Source organism: Streptosporangium sp. NPDC048047 (genome assembly GCF_040653115.1).
Lineage (GTDB): Bacteria > Actinomycetota > Actinomycetes > Streptosporangiales > Streptosporangiaceae > Streptosporangium.
Genome location: NZ_JBEZNH010000002.1, coordinates 172,987 through 187,256 on the forward strand (window position 1 = coordinate 172,987; position 14,270 = coordinate 187,256).

The 14,270-nt window shown below is 72.8% G+C and carries 13 protein-coding genes; 7 read left to right on the forward strand and 6 right to left on the reverse strand.

The window, feature by feature from the left end; translation table 11 throughout:
* The first annotated feature begins 47 nt into the window (after positions 1-47).
* The 5 genes from AB0D67_RS02570 (at position 48) to AB0D67_RS02590 (ending at position 7,593) form a co-directional block, all read left to right on the forward strand.
* Positions 48-1,043: a lysylphosphatidylglycerol synthase transmembrane domain-containing protein gene (locus AB0D67_RS02570; protein WP_362929073.1), complete on the forward strand. Its 996-nt coding sequence runs from the start codon at positions 48-50 to the stop codon at positions 1,041-1,043.
* 281 nt (positions 1,044-1,324) lie between these two features.
* On the forward strand, positions 1,325-2,455 hold the full coding sequence (locus AB0D67_RS02575; protein WP_362929075.1) for a glycosyltransferase family 1 protein: 1,131 nt from the start codon (positions 1,325-1,327) through the stop codon (positions 2,453-2,455).
* A gap of 17 nt (positions 2,456-2,472) precedes the next feature.
* Positions 2,473-3,567, forward strand: a complete 1,095-nt coding sequence (locus tag AB0D67_RS02580) for an NDP-sugar synthase (RefSeq protein ID WP_362929077.1) — start codon at positions 2,473-2,475, stop codon at positions 3,565-3,567.
* Positions 3,568-3,597: 30 nt separating this feature from the next.
* On the forward strand, positions 3,598-4,677 hold the full coding sequence (locus tag AB0D67_RS02585) for a DNA-3-methyladenine glycosylase 2 family protein (protein ID WP_362929079.1): 1,080 nt from the start codon (positions 3,598-3,600) through the stop codon (positions 4,675-4,677).
* A gap of 297 nt (positions 4,678-4,974) precedes the next feature.
* On the forward strand, positions 4,975-7,593 hold the full coding sequence (locus AB0D67_RS02590) for a bifunctional FO biosynthesis protein CofGH (RefSeq protein ID WP_362929081.1): 2,619 nt from the start codon (positions 4,975-4,977) through the stop codon (positions 7,591-7,593).
* Between the two features lie 70 nt (positions 7,594-7,663).
* On the opposite strand, the gene AB0D67_RS02595 is transcribed toward AB0D67_RS02590, so the two are convergent.
* From AB0D67_RS02595 to AB0D67_RS02605, 3 genes are all read right to left on the reverse strand, one after another.
* Entirely contained in the window at positions 7,664-8,533 is an 870-nt protein-coding gene (locus AB0D67_RS02595) for a hypothetical protein (RefSeq protein WP_362929084.1), read from the reverse strand.
* Positions 8,530-9,072: a sigma-70 family RNA polymerase sigma factor gene (locus AB0D67_RS02600; protein ID WP_362929086.1), complete on the reverse strand. Its 543-nt coding sequence runs from the start codon at positions 9,070-9,072 to the stop codon at positions 8,530-8,532. Before AB0D67_RS02600 ends, AB0D67_RS02595 begins: the two co-directional genes overlap by 4 nt.
* Positions 9,073-9,167: 95 nt before the next feature.
* A complete protein-coding gene (locus tag AB0D67_RS02605) occupies positions 9,168-9,311 on the reverse strand; it encodes a hypothetical protein (protein ID WP_362929088.1) in 144 nt (47 codons plus the stop codon).
* 152 nt (positions 9,312-9,463) lie between these two features.
* Between AB0D67_RS02605 and AB0D67_RS02610 the strand changes: the two genes are divergently transcribed.
* Both AB0D67_RS02610 and AB0D67_RS02615 read left to right on the forward strand, forming a co-directional pair.
* Complete coding sequence (locus tag AB0D67_RS02610) at positions 9,464-10,738, forward strand: ATP-binding protein (protein ID WP_362929090.1); 1,275 nt, start codon at positions 9,464-9,466, stop codon at positions 10,736-10,738.
* A gap of 110 nt (positions 10,739-10,848) precedes the next feature.
* On the forward strand, positions 10,849-11,565 hold the full coding sequence (locus tag AB0D67_RS02615) for an RloB family protein (protein WP_362929092.1): 717 nt from the start codon (positions 10,849-10,851) through the stop codon (positions 11,563-11,565).
* 121 nt (positions 11,566-11,686) lie between these two features.
* Here the strand turns inward: AB0D67_RS02615 and AB0D67_RS02620 are convergent, their stop codons facing one another.
* The 3 genes from AB0D67_RS02620 to AB0D67_RS02630 form a co-directional block, all read right to left on the reverse strand.
* Positions 11,687-12,445, reverse strand: coding sequence for an SRPBCC domain-containing protein (locus tag AB0D67_RS02620; RefSeq protein WP_362929094.1), 759 nt, complete (start codon positions 12,443-12,445; stop codon positions 11,687-11,689).
* Complete coding sequence (locus tag AB0D67_RS02625) at positions 12,445-13,074, reverse strand: helix-turn-helix domain-containing protein (protein WP_362929096.1); 630 nt, start codon at positions 13,072-13,074, stop codon at positions 12,445-12,447. The genes AB0D67_RS02620 and AB0D67_RS02625 overlap by 1 nt, the downstream gene beginning before the upstream one ends.
* Before the next feature lie 202 nt (positions 13,075-13,276).
* Positions 13,277-14,107 carry a formate/nitrite transporter family protein gene (locus tag AB0D67_RS02630; protein ID WP_362929098.1) on the reverse strand — a complete coding sequence of 277 codons (831 nt, stop codon included), beginning with the start codon at positions 14,105-14,107 and terminating at the stop codon, positions 13,277-13,279.
* Between the last annotated feature and the right edge of the window lie 163 nt (positions 14,108-14,270).

Genomic DNA, 14,270 nt, shown 5'->3' on the forward strand with positions numbered 1-14,270 from the left:
GATCCCGTGAGTCCCGTGGCCGGGCCGTGACGGCCGGGGGAGGCCGCATGCCGACGGAGAGGCCCGAGGGCCGCGGGGAAGAGGACGCCGTCAGGCCCGCCGGGCGGGCCAGGCCGCTGCGCAGGCTGGTCCGCGTCGCGTTCCTGCTCGTCGCCCTGGGGTTCGGGGCGTGGGCGGTGGCGAAGCAGTGGACGGAGATCAGCGCCGGCTTCGCCCGCCTGTCCTGGCCGTCGCTCGTGCTGTCGCTGGTCGCGGTGGTCGCGGCGCTGGGCGGCGGCATGATGACGTGGCGGGCGCTGCTGGCCGACCTCGGCTCGCCGCTGCCGGTGCGCGCCGGGGCGAAGGTCTTCTTCGTCGGTCAGCTCGGCAAGTACATCCCCGGCTCGCTGTGGCCGGTGCTCGCGCAGATGGAGATGGGCCGGGAGCTGGGCGTGCCCCGGCCGCGCAGCGCGGCGGCGTTCTTCCTGACGCTGCCGGTGCAGCTGGCCAGCGGGCTGGTCGTCTCGGCGGTGACGCTGCTGGTCGCCCTGCCGGGGGCGGCGATGCCGTACGCCTGGGTGTTCCTGCTGGTACCGGTGCTGGCGGTGGCGTTCGAGCCGCGCGTGGTCAACGCGGTCCTCGGGTTCGGGCTGCGCAAGCTGGGCCGCGGGCCGCTGGAGCGCCCGCTCACCCGCCGGGGCATGCTCACCGCGCTGGGCTGGGCGACGATCGGCTGGATCGCCTACGGCCTGCACCTGGCGGTGCTCGTGACGCAGCTCGGCCCCTCCGGGATGTCGGCGGTGCTGTTCTCCATCGGGGCGTTCGCGCTGTCGTGGTGCCTGGGCATCATGACGTTCGTGGTCCCGGCCGGCGCGGGGGTGCGCGAGGTGGCGATGGTGGCAGTCATGGCGCCGGTCCTGGACCGGGGGTCGGCCATCGCGGTGGCGCTCTGCTCCCGGGTCGTGATCATCATCGGCGACCTCGTCTGCGCGGGGGCGGCGGGGCTGGCGGCGCGGCGCGAGGTGCCCTCCCCGCACGACGCCGCCCGGGAAGAACCCGCCTGAGCCGTATGGGACCCGGGTGGCCGGCGGGCCGGGCCTGCGGGGCCGGGAGTAGCCGCGGACCCGCCTGAGCCGTATGGGACCCGGGTGGGCCGTGCAGGGAGGACCCGTCCGAGCCGGGTGAGCGCGGGTGGGCCGTACGGGAGGATCCGGGTGAGCCGCACGGGGAGGACTCGTGTGATTCGTCGCACGTTTCCTGAGGCTCTGGCAATAGAGTGAGGGACTGGAGAGGGGCGGCCCTTCCGCGCGCATCCCACCGAACCCTTTGGGGGGAGTGATCCTCGGTGACGTTCCGGGTGCTTGTGGACGCGGCCGCGGTCCCTGCGGATCGCGGCGCACTGATCAGATACGTCGACGGGCTGGTCGCGGCCCTCGACCGGGGCGGCGCGGACCTCGCGATAGTCTGCCAGCGCGCCGACGGCGAGCGGTACGCCGCGCTCGCCCCGTCGGCGCGGATCCTCACCGGCCCGCTGCGGATCGCCAACCGCGCGGCCAGGCTGGCGTGGGAGCAGACCGGGCTGCCGGTCCTGGCCCGGCAGGTCGGCGCCACGGTGATCCACGCTCCTTACTACTCGATGCCGCTGCGCTCGGGCCTGCCGACCGTGGTGACCGTCCACGACGTCACCTGCTTCACCGAGCCCGCCCAGCACGACCCGTTCAAGGCGTCCTTCTTCCGCTCGGCGACCCGCACGGCCGTACGGCACGCCGCGCGGGTGATCGTGCCCTCCAAGGCGACGAGGGACGAGCTGGTCCGGGTGCTGGCGGCCGACCCGACCCGGATCGACGTCGCCTACCACGGCGTGGACCCCGCCCTCTTCCACCCGCCGTCCGCGCGGGAGGTCAGGCACGCCGCCGACCGGCTCGGCCTGCACGGCACCCCCTACGTGGCCTTCCTCGGCCCGCTGGAGCCGCGCAAGAACGTCCCGAACCTCGTCCGCGGCTTCGTCCGCGCCGTCGGCGACCTGCCCTCGCCCCCCGCGCTGGTGCTGGCCGGGGGCGCGGCCGGCGCCCGCGACTCCGGCGTGGAGGACGCGGTGCGCGAGGCGCCGTCGCGCCTGCGGGTGCTGATGCCGGGGTATCTCGCCTTCACCGACCTGTGCGGCTTCTTCGGCGGGGCGGCGGTGGCGGCCTTCCCCTCCCGGGGCGAGGGCTTCGGCCTGCCGGTGCTGGAGGCGATGGCCTGCGGCGCCCCGGTGCTCACCACGCACCGCACCTCGCTGCCGGAGGTGGGAGGCGACGCGGTAGCCTACACGGAGCCGGACGACGTCAGCATCGGCGAGGCGCTGCGCGCGCTGCTGGCCTCCGGGGAGCGCCGCCGGGCGCTCTCGGCGGCCGGACCGGCCCGTGCCAGGGAGTTCACCTGGGAGGCCTCCGCCGAGGCGCACGTCGTGTCGTATCGGCGCGCGGCCGAATAGTGAGCTAACCTCGCGGGATGATGGAAACCCCTTTGCCGGATCTTGAGGCGATCCTCCTTGTCGGTGGACAGGGCACGCGCCTCCGTCCGCTGACCCTCGGCACGCCCAAGCCGCTGCTGCCCACGGCGGGGGTTCCCTTTCTCGCGCACCAGCTCTCGCGGGCCCGGTCGTTCGGCGTGCGGCGCATCGTGTTCGCCACCTCCTACCGGGCGGAGATGTTCTCCGAGGCGTTCGGGGACGGCTCGGCGTTCGGTCTCTCGCTGGAGTACATGACCGAGGAGACGCCGCTCGGCACCGGCGGCGCGATCCGCAACGCCGCCGAGGCGCTGACCTGCGGCCCCGACGCGCCGGTGCTGGTGCTCAACGGCGACATCCTGTCCGGTCACGACATCGGCGCGCAGGTCGCCCTGCACGTCGAGCGGCGGGCCGCCGTCACCCTGCACCTGACCGAGGTGGACGACCCGACGCGCTTCGGGTGCGTGCCGACCGACGACGAGGGCCGGGTGACCGCCTTCCTGGAGAAGACCCCCAATCCGGTCACCAACCGGATCAACGCCGGCTGCTACGTCTTCACCCGCTCGGTGATCGACACGATCCCGGCCGGCGAGGTCGTCTCGGTCGAGCGGGAGACCTTCCCCTCGATGATCGAGTCGGGCGCCCCGGTGCTCGGGTACGCCGACGCCTCCTACTGGCTCGACGTGGGCACGCCCGCCGCGTTCGTCAAGGGCTCACGCGACCTGGTCCTCGGCCGCCTCCACTCGCCGGCCCTGCCCGGTCCCACCGGTGAGTTCCTCGCCCTGCCCGGCGCGGTGATCTCGCCCGAGGCGAAGGTCGAGGGCGGCTCGACGGTGGGCGCCCGCGCGGTCGTGGAGTCCGGCGCGCAGGTCTCCGGCAGCGTGCTGAGCGACGAGTGCGTGGTCCACGAGGGGGCTACGGTGGTCGACTCGGTGATCGGGGTCGGCGCCGAGATCTTCCCGGGCGCGGTCCTGCGGGGAGCGGTGATCGGCGACGGCGCGGTGGTCGGCCCCGGCAACGAGCTTCTGGCGGGCAGCCGCCTCTGGCCGGGCGTGGTGCTGCCGGAGTGCGCCGTCCGCTTCTCCAGCGACGTCTGACCCGGGCCACGGGCAGCGGCGGGAAGCGGCATGGGAGGGCGTTTCCGCAGGGGTCCCGGCTCGGCCTGGCCGCCGCGCGGCGCGGGCGGCTCCGGGGCGGTCACGCGGCCGGTCGGGACGCCCGGCGAGGCGCTCGGACCAGCCGGTGACGCGCTCCGTCCGTCCGGGACCGGGACGGCTCCGGTCCGGACCGGCCCGGCGGCGGGCGGCGGGCCGAAGCGGCGTGAGTGGCCGCTGGACCGGCCGCTGGAGCTGGAGCTGACCCTGGCGCCGCACCGGCGGGGCGTCGGTGATCCCGCCTGGCGGATGACCCCCGACGGGGCGGTCTGGCGGACGTCCCGCACCCCCGACGGGCCCGGCACCCTCCGGGTCTCGCTGCGGCACGGCCGGGTCAGCGGCGCCGCGTGGGGAGCGGGGGCCGGATGGCTGCTGGAGACCCTGCCGGCGCTGCTCGGCGACGGCGACGACCCCGAGGGGCTCGTCCCGGCGCACGAGGTGGTCCGCGTCGCCGCCGGACGGCACGCGGGACTGCGGATCGGGCGCACGTTCCGGGTGCTGGAGGCGCTGGTGCCCGCCGTACTGGAGCAGAAGGTCGTGACGGCCGAGGCGTGGCGGGCGTGGCGGTGGCTGCTGCACCGGTACGGCGAGCCCGCCCCGGGCCCCGCACCCGAGGGGATGCGGGTCTTCCCCGCCCCCGAGGTGTGGCGGTCGATCCCCTCGTGGGACTGGCACCGGGCGGGGGCCGAGGCCGTACGGGCGCGGACGATCGCGAACGCCGCGTGGCACGCCGCCAAGCTGGAGGCGGTCTCGGACAGCGCCGGGGCCGACCGGCTGCTGCGGGCGCTGCCCGGGGTGGGGGTGTGGACGTCCGCGGAGGTGCGGCAGCGCTCGCACGGTGACGCGGACGCGGTGTCGGTGGGCGACTTCCACCTGCCGTCGCTGGTCGGCTGGTCGCTGGCGCGGGAGCGGACCGACGACGCGGGGATGCTGCGGCTGCTGGCCCCCTACCGGGGCCACCGGCACCGGGTCAGCCGGCTGCTGGCGCTGTGCGGTGAGCGGCCGCCCGCTCGCGGGCCGCGGCTCGCCGCGCGCGACTTCCGCTCGTTCTGAGCGTTCTGGCCGGGAGGCGGTCCGCGAAGGCCGGGGTGGGCTGCCAGTCACGGCCGTCGCGCGAGTCGGCTCCGGCCAGCGGGCCGAGGACGGCGACGAGGCCGAGGGCGAGAAGAAACCAGATCATCATCGACTCCTGTGAGGGATCTCCGGGGGGAACTCCTCCAATATATGTTTACGCATGCATTTACGTCTATCGAGATTTCCTTGGCTTGACGATTCAGCTTTGCTGAAGAGTCGAGGGGGTGATCCGGACCCGCGGCGGGCGGGCCGGGGGCCGGGCCGTAATGTGCCCCCATGAGCGTGAACCCCACCGACACCGCGATGCGGCGAGCCCTGGCCCGTGCCCGGGACGGCAAGACCCTCGACGTCACCGAGGCCACCGTCCTGCTGCACGCGACCGGAGAGCACCTCGACGCCCTGCTGGAGCACGCCGGGCGGGTCCGCGACGCGGGCCTCGCCGCCGCCGGACGGCCGGGGGTCGTCACCTACAGCCGCAAGGTCTTCATCCCGCTGACCCGGCTCTGCCGCGACCGGTGCGGCTACTGCACGTTCGCCGTCGCCCCGCACCGGCTGGAGAGCATGTACCTCGGCCCCGACGAGGTGCTGGACATCGCCCGGCGAGGCGCGGAGCTGGGCTGCAAGGAGGCGCTGTTCACCCTCGGCGACCGGCCCGAGGACCGCTGGCCCCAGGCCCGCGAGTGGCTGCACGCCCACGGCTACGACGACACCCTCTCCTACGTCCGCGCCATGGCGATCCGGGTCCTGGAGGAGACCGGGCTGCTGCCGCACCTGAACCCGGGCGTGCTGTCCTGGCGCGACCTGCAGCGGCTCAAGCCGGTCGCGCCGTCGATGGGCATGATGCTGGAGACCGTCTCGCGGCGGCTGTTCGAGGAGAAGGGCGGCCCCCACTACGGCTCGCCCGACAAGGACCCCGCGGTACGGCTGCGCGTCCTGGAGGACGCCGGGCGCACGAACGTGCCGTTCACCAGCGGCGTCCTCATCGGCATCGGCGAGACCGTCGCCGAGCGCGCCGAGTCGCTGTTCGCGCTGCGCGCCGTGGCCCGCGAGTACGGCGGGCTCCAGGAGGTCATCGTCCAGAACTTCCGCGCCAAGCCCGACACGGCGATGCGCGGCATGCCCGACGCCGACCTGCGGGAACTCGCCGCCACGATCGCGGTGGCCCGGCTGGTGCTCGGGCCGCGCGTGCGGCTGCAGGCCCCGCCCAACCTGGTGGACGGCGAGCACGCCCTGATGATCCGGGCCGGCATCGACGACTGGGGCGGCGTCTCCCCGCTGACGCCCGACCACGTCAACCCCGAACGCCCCTGGCCGCAGATCGACGACCTCGCCGCCCGCACCGCCGCCGCCGGGTTCGCCCTGCGCGAGCGGCTGACGATCTACCCCGAGTACGTGCTGGCCGGCGAGCCGTGGCTCGACCCCCGGCTGCGCGGGCACGTGGCCGCCCTCGCCGACCCGGAGACCGGCCTGGCCCGCGAGGGCGTGACGCCGGCGGGCCGCCCCTGGCAGGAGCCGGACGGCGGATTCGCCGCGGCGGGCCGTACCGACCTGCACACGGCCGTGGACACCGAGGGGCGCAGCCGCGACCGCCGCGACGACTTCGACCACGTCTACGGCGACTGGGACGCCCTGAGGGACCGCCTGCCCGCGGGCCCGCCGTCCGGGGACCGCGCCGGGCGGGCGCCCGCGGCGCTGCTGGGGGAGGTGTCGGAGGCGCTGCGGCGGGCCGCGTCCGACCCGGCCGGGCTGACCGAGGAGCAGGCGCTCGTCCTCCTCGACACCGCCGGCGACGCCGACGGCGCGGGCGCGGACGACGCCGCTCTCGACGAGCTGTGCCGGATCGCCGACGACCTGCGCCGCCAGGCCGCCGGGGACGACGTGACCTACGTCGTCAACCGGAACGTCAACTTCACCAACGTCTGCTACACCGGCTGCCGGTTCTGCGCCTTCGCGCAGCGCCGTACCGACGCCGACGCCTACACGCTCAGCCTGGAGCAGGTCGCCGACCGCGCCTGGGAGGGCTGGGAGGCCGGGGCGACCGAGGTGTGCATGCAGGGCGGCATCCACCCCGACCTGCCGGGCGACGCCTACTTCGACCTCGCCCGCGCGGTCAAGGCCCGGGTGCCCGGTATGCACCTGCACGCCTTCTCGCCGATGGAGGTCGTCAACGGCGCGAGCCGGCTCAACGTGTCCGTCGAGGAGTGGCTCGCCGGGGCCAGGGCGGCGGGCGTGGACTCCCTGCCGGGGACCGCCGCCGAGATCCTCGACGACGACGTGCGGTGGGTGCTGACCAAGGGCAAGTTGCCCGCCGCGGAGTGGGTCGAGGTGATCACCACCGCCCACCGGCTCGGGATCCCGACGACGGCCACGATGATGTACGGCCACGTGGACACCCACGCCCACTGGGTGCGGCACATCCGGCTGATCCGCCGCATCCAGGAGGAGACCGGCGGCTTCACCGAGTTCGTGCCGCTGCCGTTCGTCCACACCAGCGCCCCCATCTACCTCGCCGGGATCGCCAGGCCCGGCCCGACGGCGCGGGAGAACCGGGCCGTGCACGCGCTGGCCCGCGTCCTGCTGCACGGCGCGATCGCCAACGTCCAGTGCTCCTGGGTCAAGCTCCGCGACGACCTGTGCCGCCAGGTGCTCCAGGGCGGCGTCAACGACCTCGGCGGCACGCTGATGGAGGAGACGATCAGCCGCATGGCCGGCTCCGAGAACGGCTCCTTCAAGACGATCACCGAGATCGCGGCGATGGTCGCCCCCACCGGCCGCCCGGTCCGCCAGCGCACCACCTCCTACGGCGTGCCGGACGCGGAACGGCTGGCCGCCGCCGCGGCGAGCGACGGCGTCTGCCGCAGCGTACGGTCCCCGCTCCCGCTGGAGACGCGCTGATCCGGGCGGCCGGTTCGGTGCCGGACGCCCGGCTCGGCACCGGGCGTCCGGCCCGGCCGGCTCGGCCGGTTCAGTCCCCGCGGCGAAGATCGCGTAGGAACGGGTTGGAGTCCGGGCCGGCGTGCAGCTCCACGGTGTCGGAGCTGTACGGCGTGGCCATCGCGACGATGTAGTCGTCCTTGATCCGGTCCGGGCCGACGGGGGAGCTGACGCCGCTGCCGTCGGCGTTGTTCTCCATCAGGAAGTACCGGATCTTCAGTCCGCGCCGGGCCAGTTCGGCCCTGACCTCCGCGACCGTCCTGCCCCGCACCGGATAGCCGTCCACGGACGCGGTGTCGACGGCCTCGTTGACGGTGGACAGGCCCGCGTAGGGCTCGCCGGGCGCGGCCGGTCGGCCGATGCGCACGGAGATCTTCCCCGTGTAGTCGGCGGGGAAGGTCACCTTTCCGCACCACGCGGATCCGCAGGGCCCCTCCGGCTCGTAGGTCACCCCCGTGCCCGGCGGGAGGTCCCCGACCAGGTGGGGGCCGAACATCTTGCCCACCATCCGGGGCGGCACCGGGATCTTCTCCACGGTGGCGTCCAGCCCGACGGCCTTGAACGCCTCCGCGAAGGCCGCCGCGTCGGCGTCGGGGTCGGTGACGGAGACGGTGAGATACCTGTCGGTCCGCTTCAGTGAGACGGCCGCGTTGGCGTACTCCGTGGCGGGGCCGCCCCAGGGCAGCCCGACTCCGACGACCAGCGCGGCCGCCAGCCCGGCGGCGGCGCCCAGCGTCAGGCCGCGCCGGATCGGCGGGCTCCGGCGTGGCCGCCCGGCCGGCGCCCGCTCCTCCGACATGATCGATCCCATCAGCGCGCGTGCCCCGGCGCCCGTGGCCTGCCCGGCCGGATCCCGGGCCAGGTCGTCGTTCCGTACCCGTGCGAGGTCGGCGATGTTCACAGCGGTCTCCCTTCGACGGCGATGAGGCCCGGGTGGTCGATCCCGGCCTTGGCCAGGTCGCGTGCGAAGCGCCTGCGGGCGCGGTAGAGCCTGACGGCCGCGGCGTTGCGGGAGACGCCGAGGACGCGGGCGATCTCCCGCGTGTCGAGGTTCTCCCACGCGACGAGGGTCAGCAGCTCCCTGTCGCCGTCCGACAGGCCGCGCAGGACCTTCCCGACCCGCGAGTAGTCCTCGACGGACGGCTCATCGAGCACCGGTGAGGCGGCGAGCTGCCCGCGCAGCACCGCCGTCCGCTGCTCGTGCCGCCGTTCACCGCGCCGGTGGTTGGCCAGCACCCGCCGGGCCACGCCGAACAACCACAGCCTGGCCTCCTCCCCCTGGGGCACCTCGTCGATCCGCCGCCACGCGACCGTGAACGTCTCGGCCACCACGTCGGCGGCGTCGTCGGGGTCGGGGCAACGGCGCAGGGCGTATCCGAGGATGGAGGCGTAGGCGGACTCGTAGATCTCCACGAACCGGTGCTCGGGATCCCTTCCCATCCGGTCTCCTCACTTGAGTGGTCAACACCCACCCATGTCCGGATTTCCGGATCTATTACAGGGTTGGGAGTGATGAGGAGGAGATCCCCGGCCGATCAGGAGAACAGGGCGGTGAGCCAGTCCTGCCAGGCGCGTTCGGCATTGGCGGCGTCGGCGCCGGGGGCGAACAGGTGGTGGCCCAGGACCATCACGTCGCCCCGCTCCGGGCCGGAGTGGATGAACCGGTAGGAGCTCGGCACCGGATGATGGTACGGCGCCACGGGACCTTAGCGACCGCGAGTCATTCGCTGACATCCGAGAAGTAGCTGCCATATGATTTTCTGTGCAGGTTTTCTGCGTCAGAGGATAGATGACGGGACGGAATTCCCTGTTCTGGTAGGGAGGTTCAACGGTGCTGATCCGCTTCAGGCTGGCTAACCACCGGTCCGTCCGCGACGAGCACGAACTGTCCTTGATCGCCACGGAGTTCGATGAGGGCTCGGCTCGGAAGACCGGTCTCAAGCACCGGGGGCGGGACGTCTCGGTGCAGCCGGTGGTAGGCGTGTTCGGGGCCAACGCGTCGGGAAAGTCCAACCTGCTCAGCGGCTTCCAGCTCATGCGTGACGCTGTGCGCGACTCTTTCGCCGACTGGGCCAAGATCCCGGAGGCGGTTCCCCGCCAGCCTTTCAAGCTCGATCCCGCCTCCCGCAGGGAGACGACGCTGTTCGAGATCGATCTCGTGATGGGCCGGGACCCCGTCCGTTACACCTACGGCTTCGAACTGTCGGACGAGCGGGTGGAGGCGGAATGGTTGCACGCGTACCCGCACGGTCGCCGCAATGTCTGGTTCGACCGGGAGGCGGGCCGCCCGGAGGCGGAGGGCGGGGAGTTCGTCTTCCGGGGAGAGGGCTTCAGGGGAGAGCGGGACGCCTTGGTCCGGCTGACCCGTCCGAACGCCCTGTTCCTGTCGGTTGGCGCGACTCTCAACGATCCCCAGCTGTCGGCGGTGCACGGGTGGTTTCTGAGCCATCTGTGGCCGGTGTCTCCGGGCAGAGACATCGAGACCCGGCTGCGCTGGACCAGATGGCGCCTGGCTCACCCGAGCCAGGAGGGAGACCACCGTCAACGGATCGCGGAGCTGCTGCAAGCGGCAGATCTGGGAATCACCCGCCTCGATACGGACCCCGAGACCGGCGAGGTCAGGTTGTGGCACCGTACTCCGGACGGTGGGGAGACGCCGTTGGACTTCCACGCGGAGGAGTCCATGGGAACCCATGCCTGGTTCGCCTTCCTGGGGCCCATGCTCACCGCGCTCGACCAGGGATCGGTCCTGCTGGTGGACGAACTGGACTCCAGCCTTCACCCGGCGCTCGTGGCCGAGGTCGTGCGGGTCTTCCAGGATCCCGCATCCAACCCGCACGGAGCCCAGCTCATCTTCACGACGCATGACGCGACCCTGCTAGGCAGTGAGGTGCTCGACCGGCCGCTCAACCGTGACCAGGTGTGGATCACGGCGAAGCGGGGCTCGGGGGAGACGGAGATCTACCCGCTTACGGAGGTCAAGCCCCGCAAGGAGGAAAACCTGGAGCGAGGTTATCTGCGCGGTCGTTACGGCGGAGTACCCCGGGTCACCGCCGGGAAGATCGTCCGTGGGCTGTCCGGACGTGAGACGAAGGCCACGGCGTGAGCGGACCGATAGGCAAGGGCGAGAGTCGGACGGCACGGAGAAGGCGTGGACGCCTGGAGGACGAGCGGTCACTGGCTCCGAGATCCGGTTCGCGCTCGCGCGGGGTACGAGTGCTGTATGTGGCCTGCGAGGGTGCGTCCACGGAGCCGGACTACCTGGAGTACCTGAACGAGCGGTTCGGAGAGGGCGACGACCGGAAGAGGCGGTCTTTCAAGATCCAGCCGGTCTTCCGTAAGAACGGGATGACCCCTTCCGGGGTCGTCGAGGCCGCCCGGAAGGTCGCCCGTGAGGACGAGGCATGGGCGCTTTTCGACCGCGATCAGTGGGATGACATCCCACAGGCGATCAGAGTCGCGGCCGAGTCGAAAGTCGAGGTCGCGTTCTCGCATCCGTCGTTCGATCTGTGGCTTCTGCTTCACTTCCAGCCGTTCGCCGGGGCACAGAGCGGCAGCAGCGGACTCGTGGTCGAGAAGCTACGGCGGGCGAAGGGCGCCGACGCCTTCAAGGACTACGACAGGAGAGGCGACAAGAACGTCAGGGGAGCCCGGCGTGACGCTCTGAATTCGAAGGAGGGGAGAGCGGTGAAACACGCCCGGAGCCTGGTCGGCTCCTGTGCCCGGGGAGACTGTGATCCCGATGGCGCGCGGTTTGAGCCGGTCGGCCGCGATGCCGGGCCGTGGTCACCACGGACGTGGACGGCCCGTTCCGGGCACGCCCCGGACTGCCCGATCCTCCAGCGTGATCCGTCCACCGACGTGTGGCGTCTACTGGTCGCGCTGGGCATCGATGGGCGGGAAGCGGACGCGTCCAGGGACGAAAACGGGTGACTCCACGCCCGTCCAGATCGCGACACGGATAGGCGACCGTGGTACGCATCCGCCGCGAGCCCTCTCGCGGGAGAGGACCCAGCGGCGGATGGGCCGGCTTCCGGGTGGGACAGGCCGGTGATCAGGAGAACAGGGCGGTGAGCCAGTCCTGCCAGGCGCGTTCGGCCTTGGCGGCGTCGGCGCCGGGGGCGAACAGGTGGTGGCCCAGGACCATCACGTCGCCCCGCGTCGGGCCGGAGTGGATGAAGCGGTAGAGGCCGTCGGCGGTGCGCACGCCCAGCAGGGACGGTCCGGCGGCGTAGTCGACCACGCCCTCGACCGGGGCGAGCCCGTCCACCGTGACGCGGGCCGGGTCGCCGGCGGCGGGGTCGCCGGGCAGGCCGAGCGCGCCGGTGAGCAGCGACCAGGCGCGGTCCTGGTCGGCGGAGCCCGGGCGGAAGGCGGAGACGACGGCCGTGGCGGTGCGGCCGGGGAAGTGGAGCAGGTAGGCGGCCAGGGTGTGGAGGTACATGTCCCACCCCTCCTGCATGGCCTCGTACTCGGCCTCCCAGTCGTCGCCGAGGAAGCCGCTCTGCGCCAGGCGCAGCACGGTGCTGCCGCCGTCGCGTCCCTCGATGAGGTACTCGAAGGCCATGAACCTGCCGTCGGGGGCCTCCTCGCCGCGGTGGGCGAACCGCTTGCCCGGCTCCCAGGCGGTGATGGTCGAGCCCTCGGTCATGCCGCCGACGGTCAGCCGTGTACTGCCGCCCTCACCCCCGAGGACCTCGTTGCGTCCCATGAACCACGAGTCGATGCCGGGACCGGTCGCGATGGCCTCCCAGACCTCCTCGGGGGTGGCGGGAAGGGTGATCTCCTTGTGCAGATCGAACTCGTGCAGCATCAACTCTCCTCGGTGCCGTCGGACCCGGTGGTCCGAGTCTGCACCGATTCTGGGTCGACGCGCGGATGAATCGCGACGATGAGGCGGTGGGGCCGCCCGCCCTCGGCGGTCTCGTCGTGGTATTTGGCGACCAGCGCGGTGACCGCGCCGGACAGTTCCTCGGCGAAGGCGGCGCGGTCGGCCGCGGAGGCGAAGCGCACCTCGCCGTCGATGGCGAACGTCGCCACCCGCTTGTTCGCCCTGGTCGCGCCACTGATCAGCTCGCCCACGTCGCGCACCAGCCGGGAGGCGACGGCCAGCAGCCAGCGGGCCGACAGCCGGTCGGGCGCGCGCGACGGGTCGGGCGCCACCGAGGCCAGCGCGACCGGGGAGATGACGTAGGAGGAGGCGGTGGCGCGCATCACCCGTTCGGTGACGTTGCCCTTCCTGCGCTCCTCGACGAGCTCCACCAGGCCGTGCTGCTCCAGGGTCTTCAGGTGGTAGTTGACCTTCTGGCGGGGCAGGCCGACCTTGGCGGCCAGCATGGTGGCCGAGGCCGGCTCGGCCAGCTCGGCCAGCAGCCGGACCCGGATCGGGTCCAGGGAGACCTCGGCCGCGGCCGGGTCGTCGATCACCGCCACATCAAGCATGCCACCACTGTATCCGACAATCTTTCTTGTCGGAAGGGCGGGATTCCCGGCTCCGGGTTCCGGGTTCCGGGTTCCGGGTTCCGGGTCCGGGTCCGGAGTACGGGCTCCGCTGGCCGGTCCGTGTCCCGTGCCCCGGCTCCGGGCTCCCGGCCCGGGCTCCCGGCCCGGGGCCCCGTGCCACGGGCCCTGCCGCGGCGCGTCGTCAGCGCTGGTGGCCGCGTTCCTCGGCGAGGCGGTGCGGCACCCGCGCCAGCCGCAGGAAGGTCACCAGCCCGACGCCGCCGACGAGGTTGCCCAGGATGGCCCAGCCCAACGCCGCCAGCCAGTCCAGGTAGCCGAACGGAGCCCGGCCGGTGATCAGGGCGGCGAACATCAGGATCGAGTCCAGCACGCTGTGGAACAGCTGACCGCCGGCCAGCAGGGCGCCGAACAGCACGGCGGGCACCAGCCGGACCCCGATGTCGTCGGTGGCGTGCTGCATCCGGGTCATCAGCGTGATCACCATGCCGGCCAGCACCGCGAGCGAGAACGAACGCAGGTTCACCCCAAGCTCCGCGAAGTGGGTGCCGGCCTTCACGGCGGTCGGATGCAGCCGGGGAAAGGCCTGCATGATCAACCAGGCGATTCCCCACCCACCGGCCAGGTTGGCCACCAGCGACACCGCCCACAATCTGGCCAGTCCGCCCAGAGATCCGTGCCGGGCCGCGACCGCGGCCACCGGTACCAGGAAGTTCTCGGTGAACAACTCGCTACGGGCCAGCACCAGCGCGACGAACCCGATGCTGAACGCCAGCCCGGCCAGAATCGTGGACCCGGTCGCCTCCTCGACCAGCAGGTACGCCAATACCCCGGTGCCGATGTCGATCCCGCCGAGCAGGCCGGTCACCACCAGCGTCGACCACGGCCGCGCCAGCCGCCCCGAACCCTCGTCGACCAGGCGGTCGAAGGCATCCTCAAGCTCGGGCTCCGGCTCCACCGGGGGCTGCGTCAGCCCGTCACCATGGCGGTAGCCGGACTCCGGGGACTCACTCACCGAGACGTCATGCCCCCTGCGGCGGCCGCTACTCCTCGTGTGCGACGAGTGGCGCACGGTGCGCCGTCCAGGCGGGTGGATCCGAGTCCGTGCAGGCCGCGGGCGCGACGAGGGGCGCCGGGCCTGCTCGTCCAGGTTCTGTTCCGCGGACCTTCTCGCCGTG

Excerpts from the sequence above, each read along its gene's own strand:
- AB0D67_RS02570 (WP_362929073.1), top strand. The coding sequence starts at position 48 with ATGCCGACGGAGAGGCCCGAGGGCCGCGGGGAAGAGGACGCCGTCAGG.
- AB0D67_RS02580 (WP_362929077.1), top strand. The coding sequence starts at position 2,473 with ATGATGGAAACCCCTTTGCCGGATCTTGAGGCGATCCTCCTTGTCGGT.
- AB0D67_RS02585 (WP_362929079.1), top strand. The coding sequence starts at position 3,598 with ATGGGAGGGCGTTTCCGCAGGGGTCCCGGCTCGGCCTGGCCGCCGCGC.
- AB0D67_RS02590 (WP_362929081.1), top strand. The coding sequence starts at position 4,975 with ATGAGCGTGAACCCCACCGACACCGCGATGCGGCGAGCCCTGGCCCGT.
- AB0D67_RS02600 (WP_362929086.1), bottom strand. The coding sequence starts at position 9,072 with ATGGGAAGGGATCCCGAGCACCGGTTCGTGGAGATCTACGAGTCCGCC.
- AB0D67_RS02620 (WP_362929094.1), bottom strand. The coding sequence starts at position 12,445 with ATGCTGCACGAGTTCGATCTGCACAAGGAGATCACCCTTCCCGCCACC.
- AB0D67_RS02625 (WP_362929096.1), bottom strand. The coding sequence starts at position 13,074 with ATGCTTGATGTGGCGGTGATCGACGACCCGGCCGCGGCCGAGGTCTCC.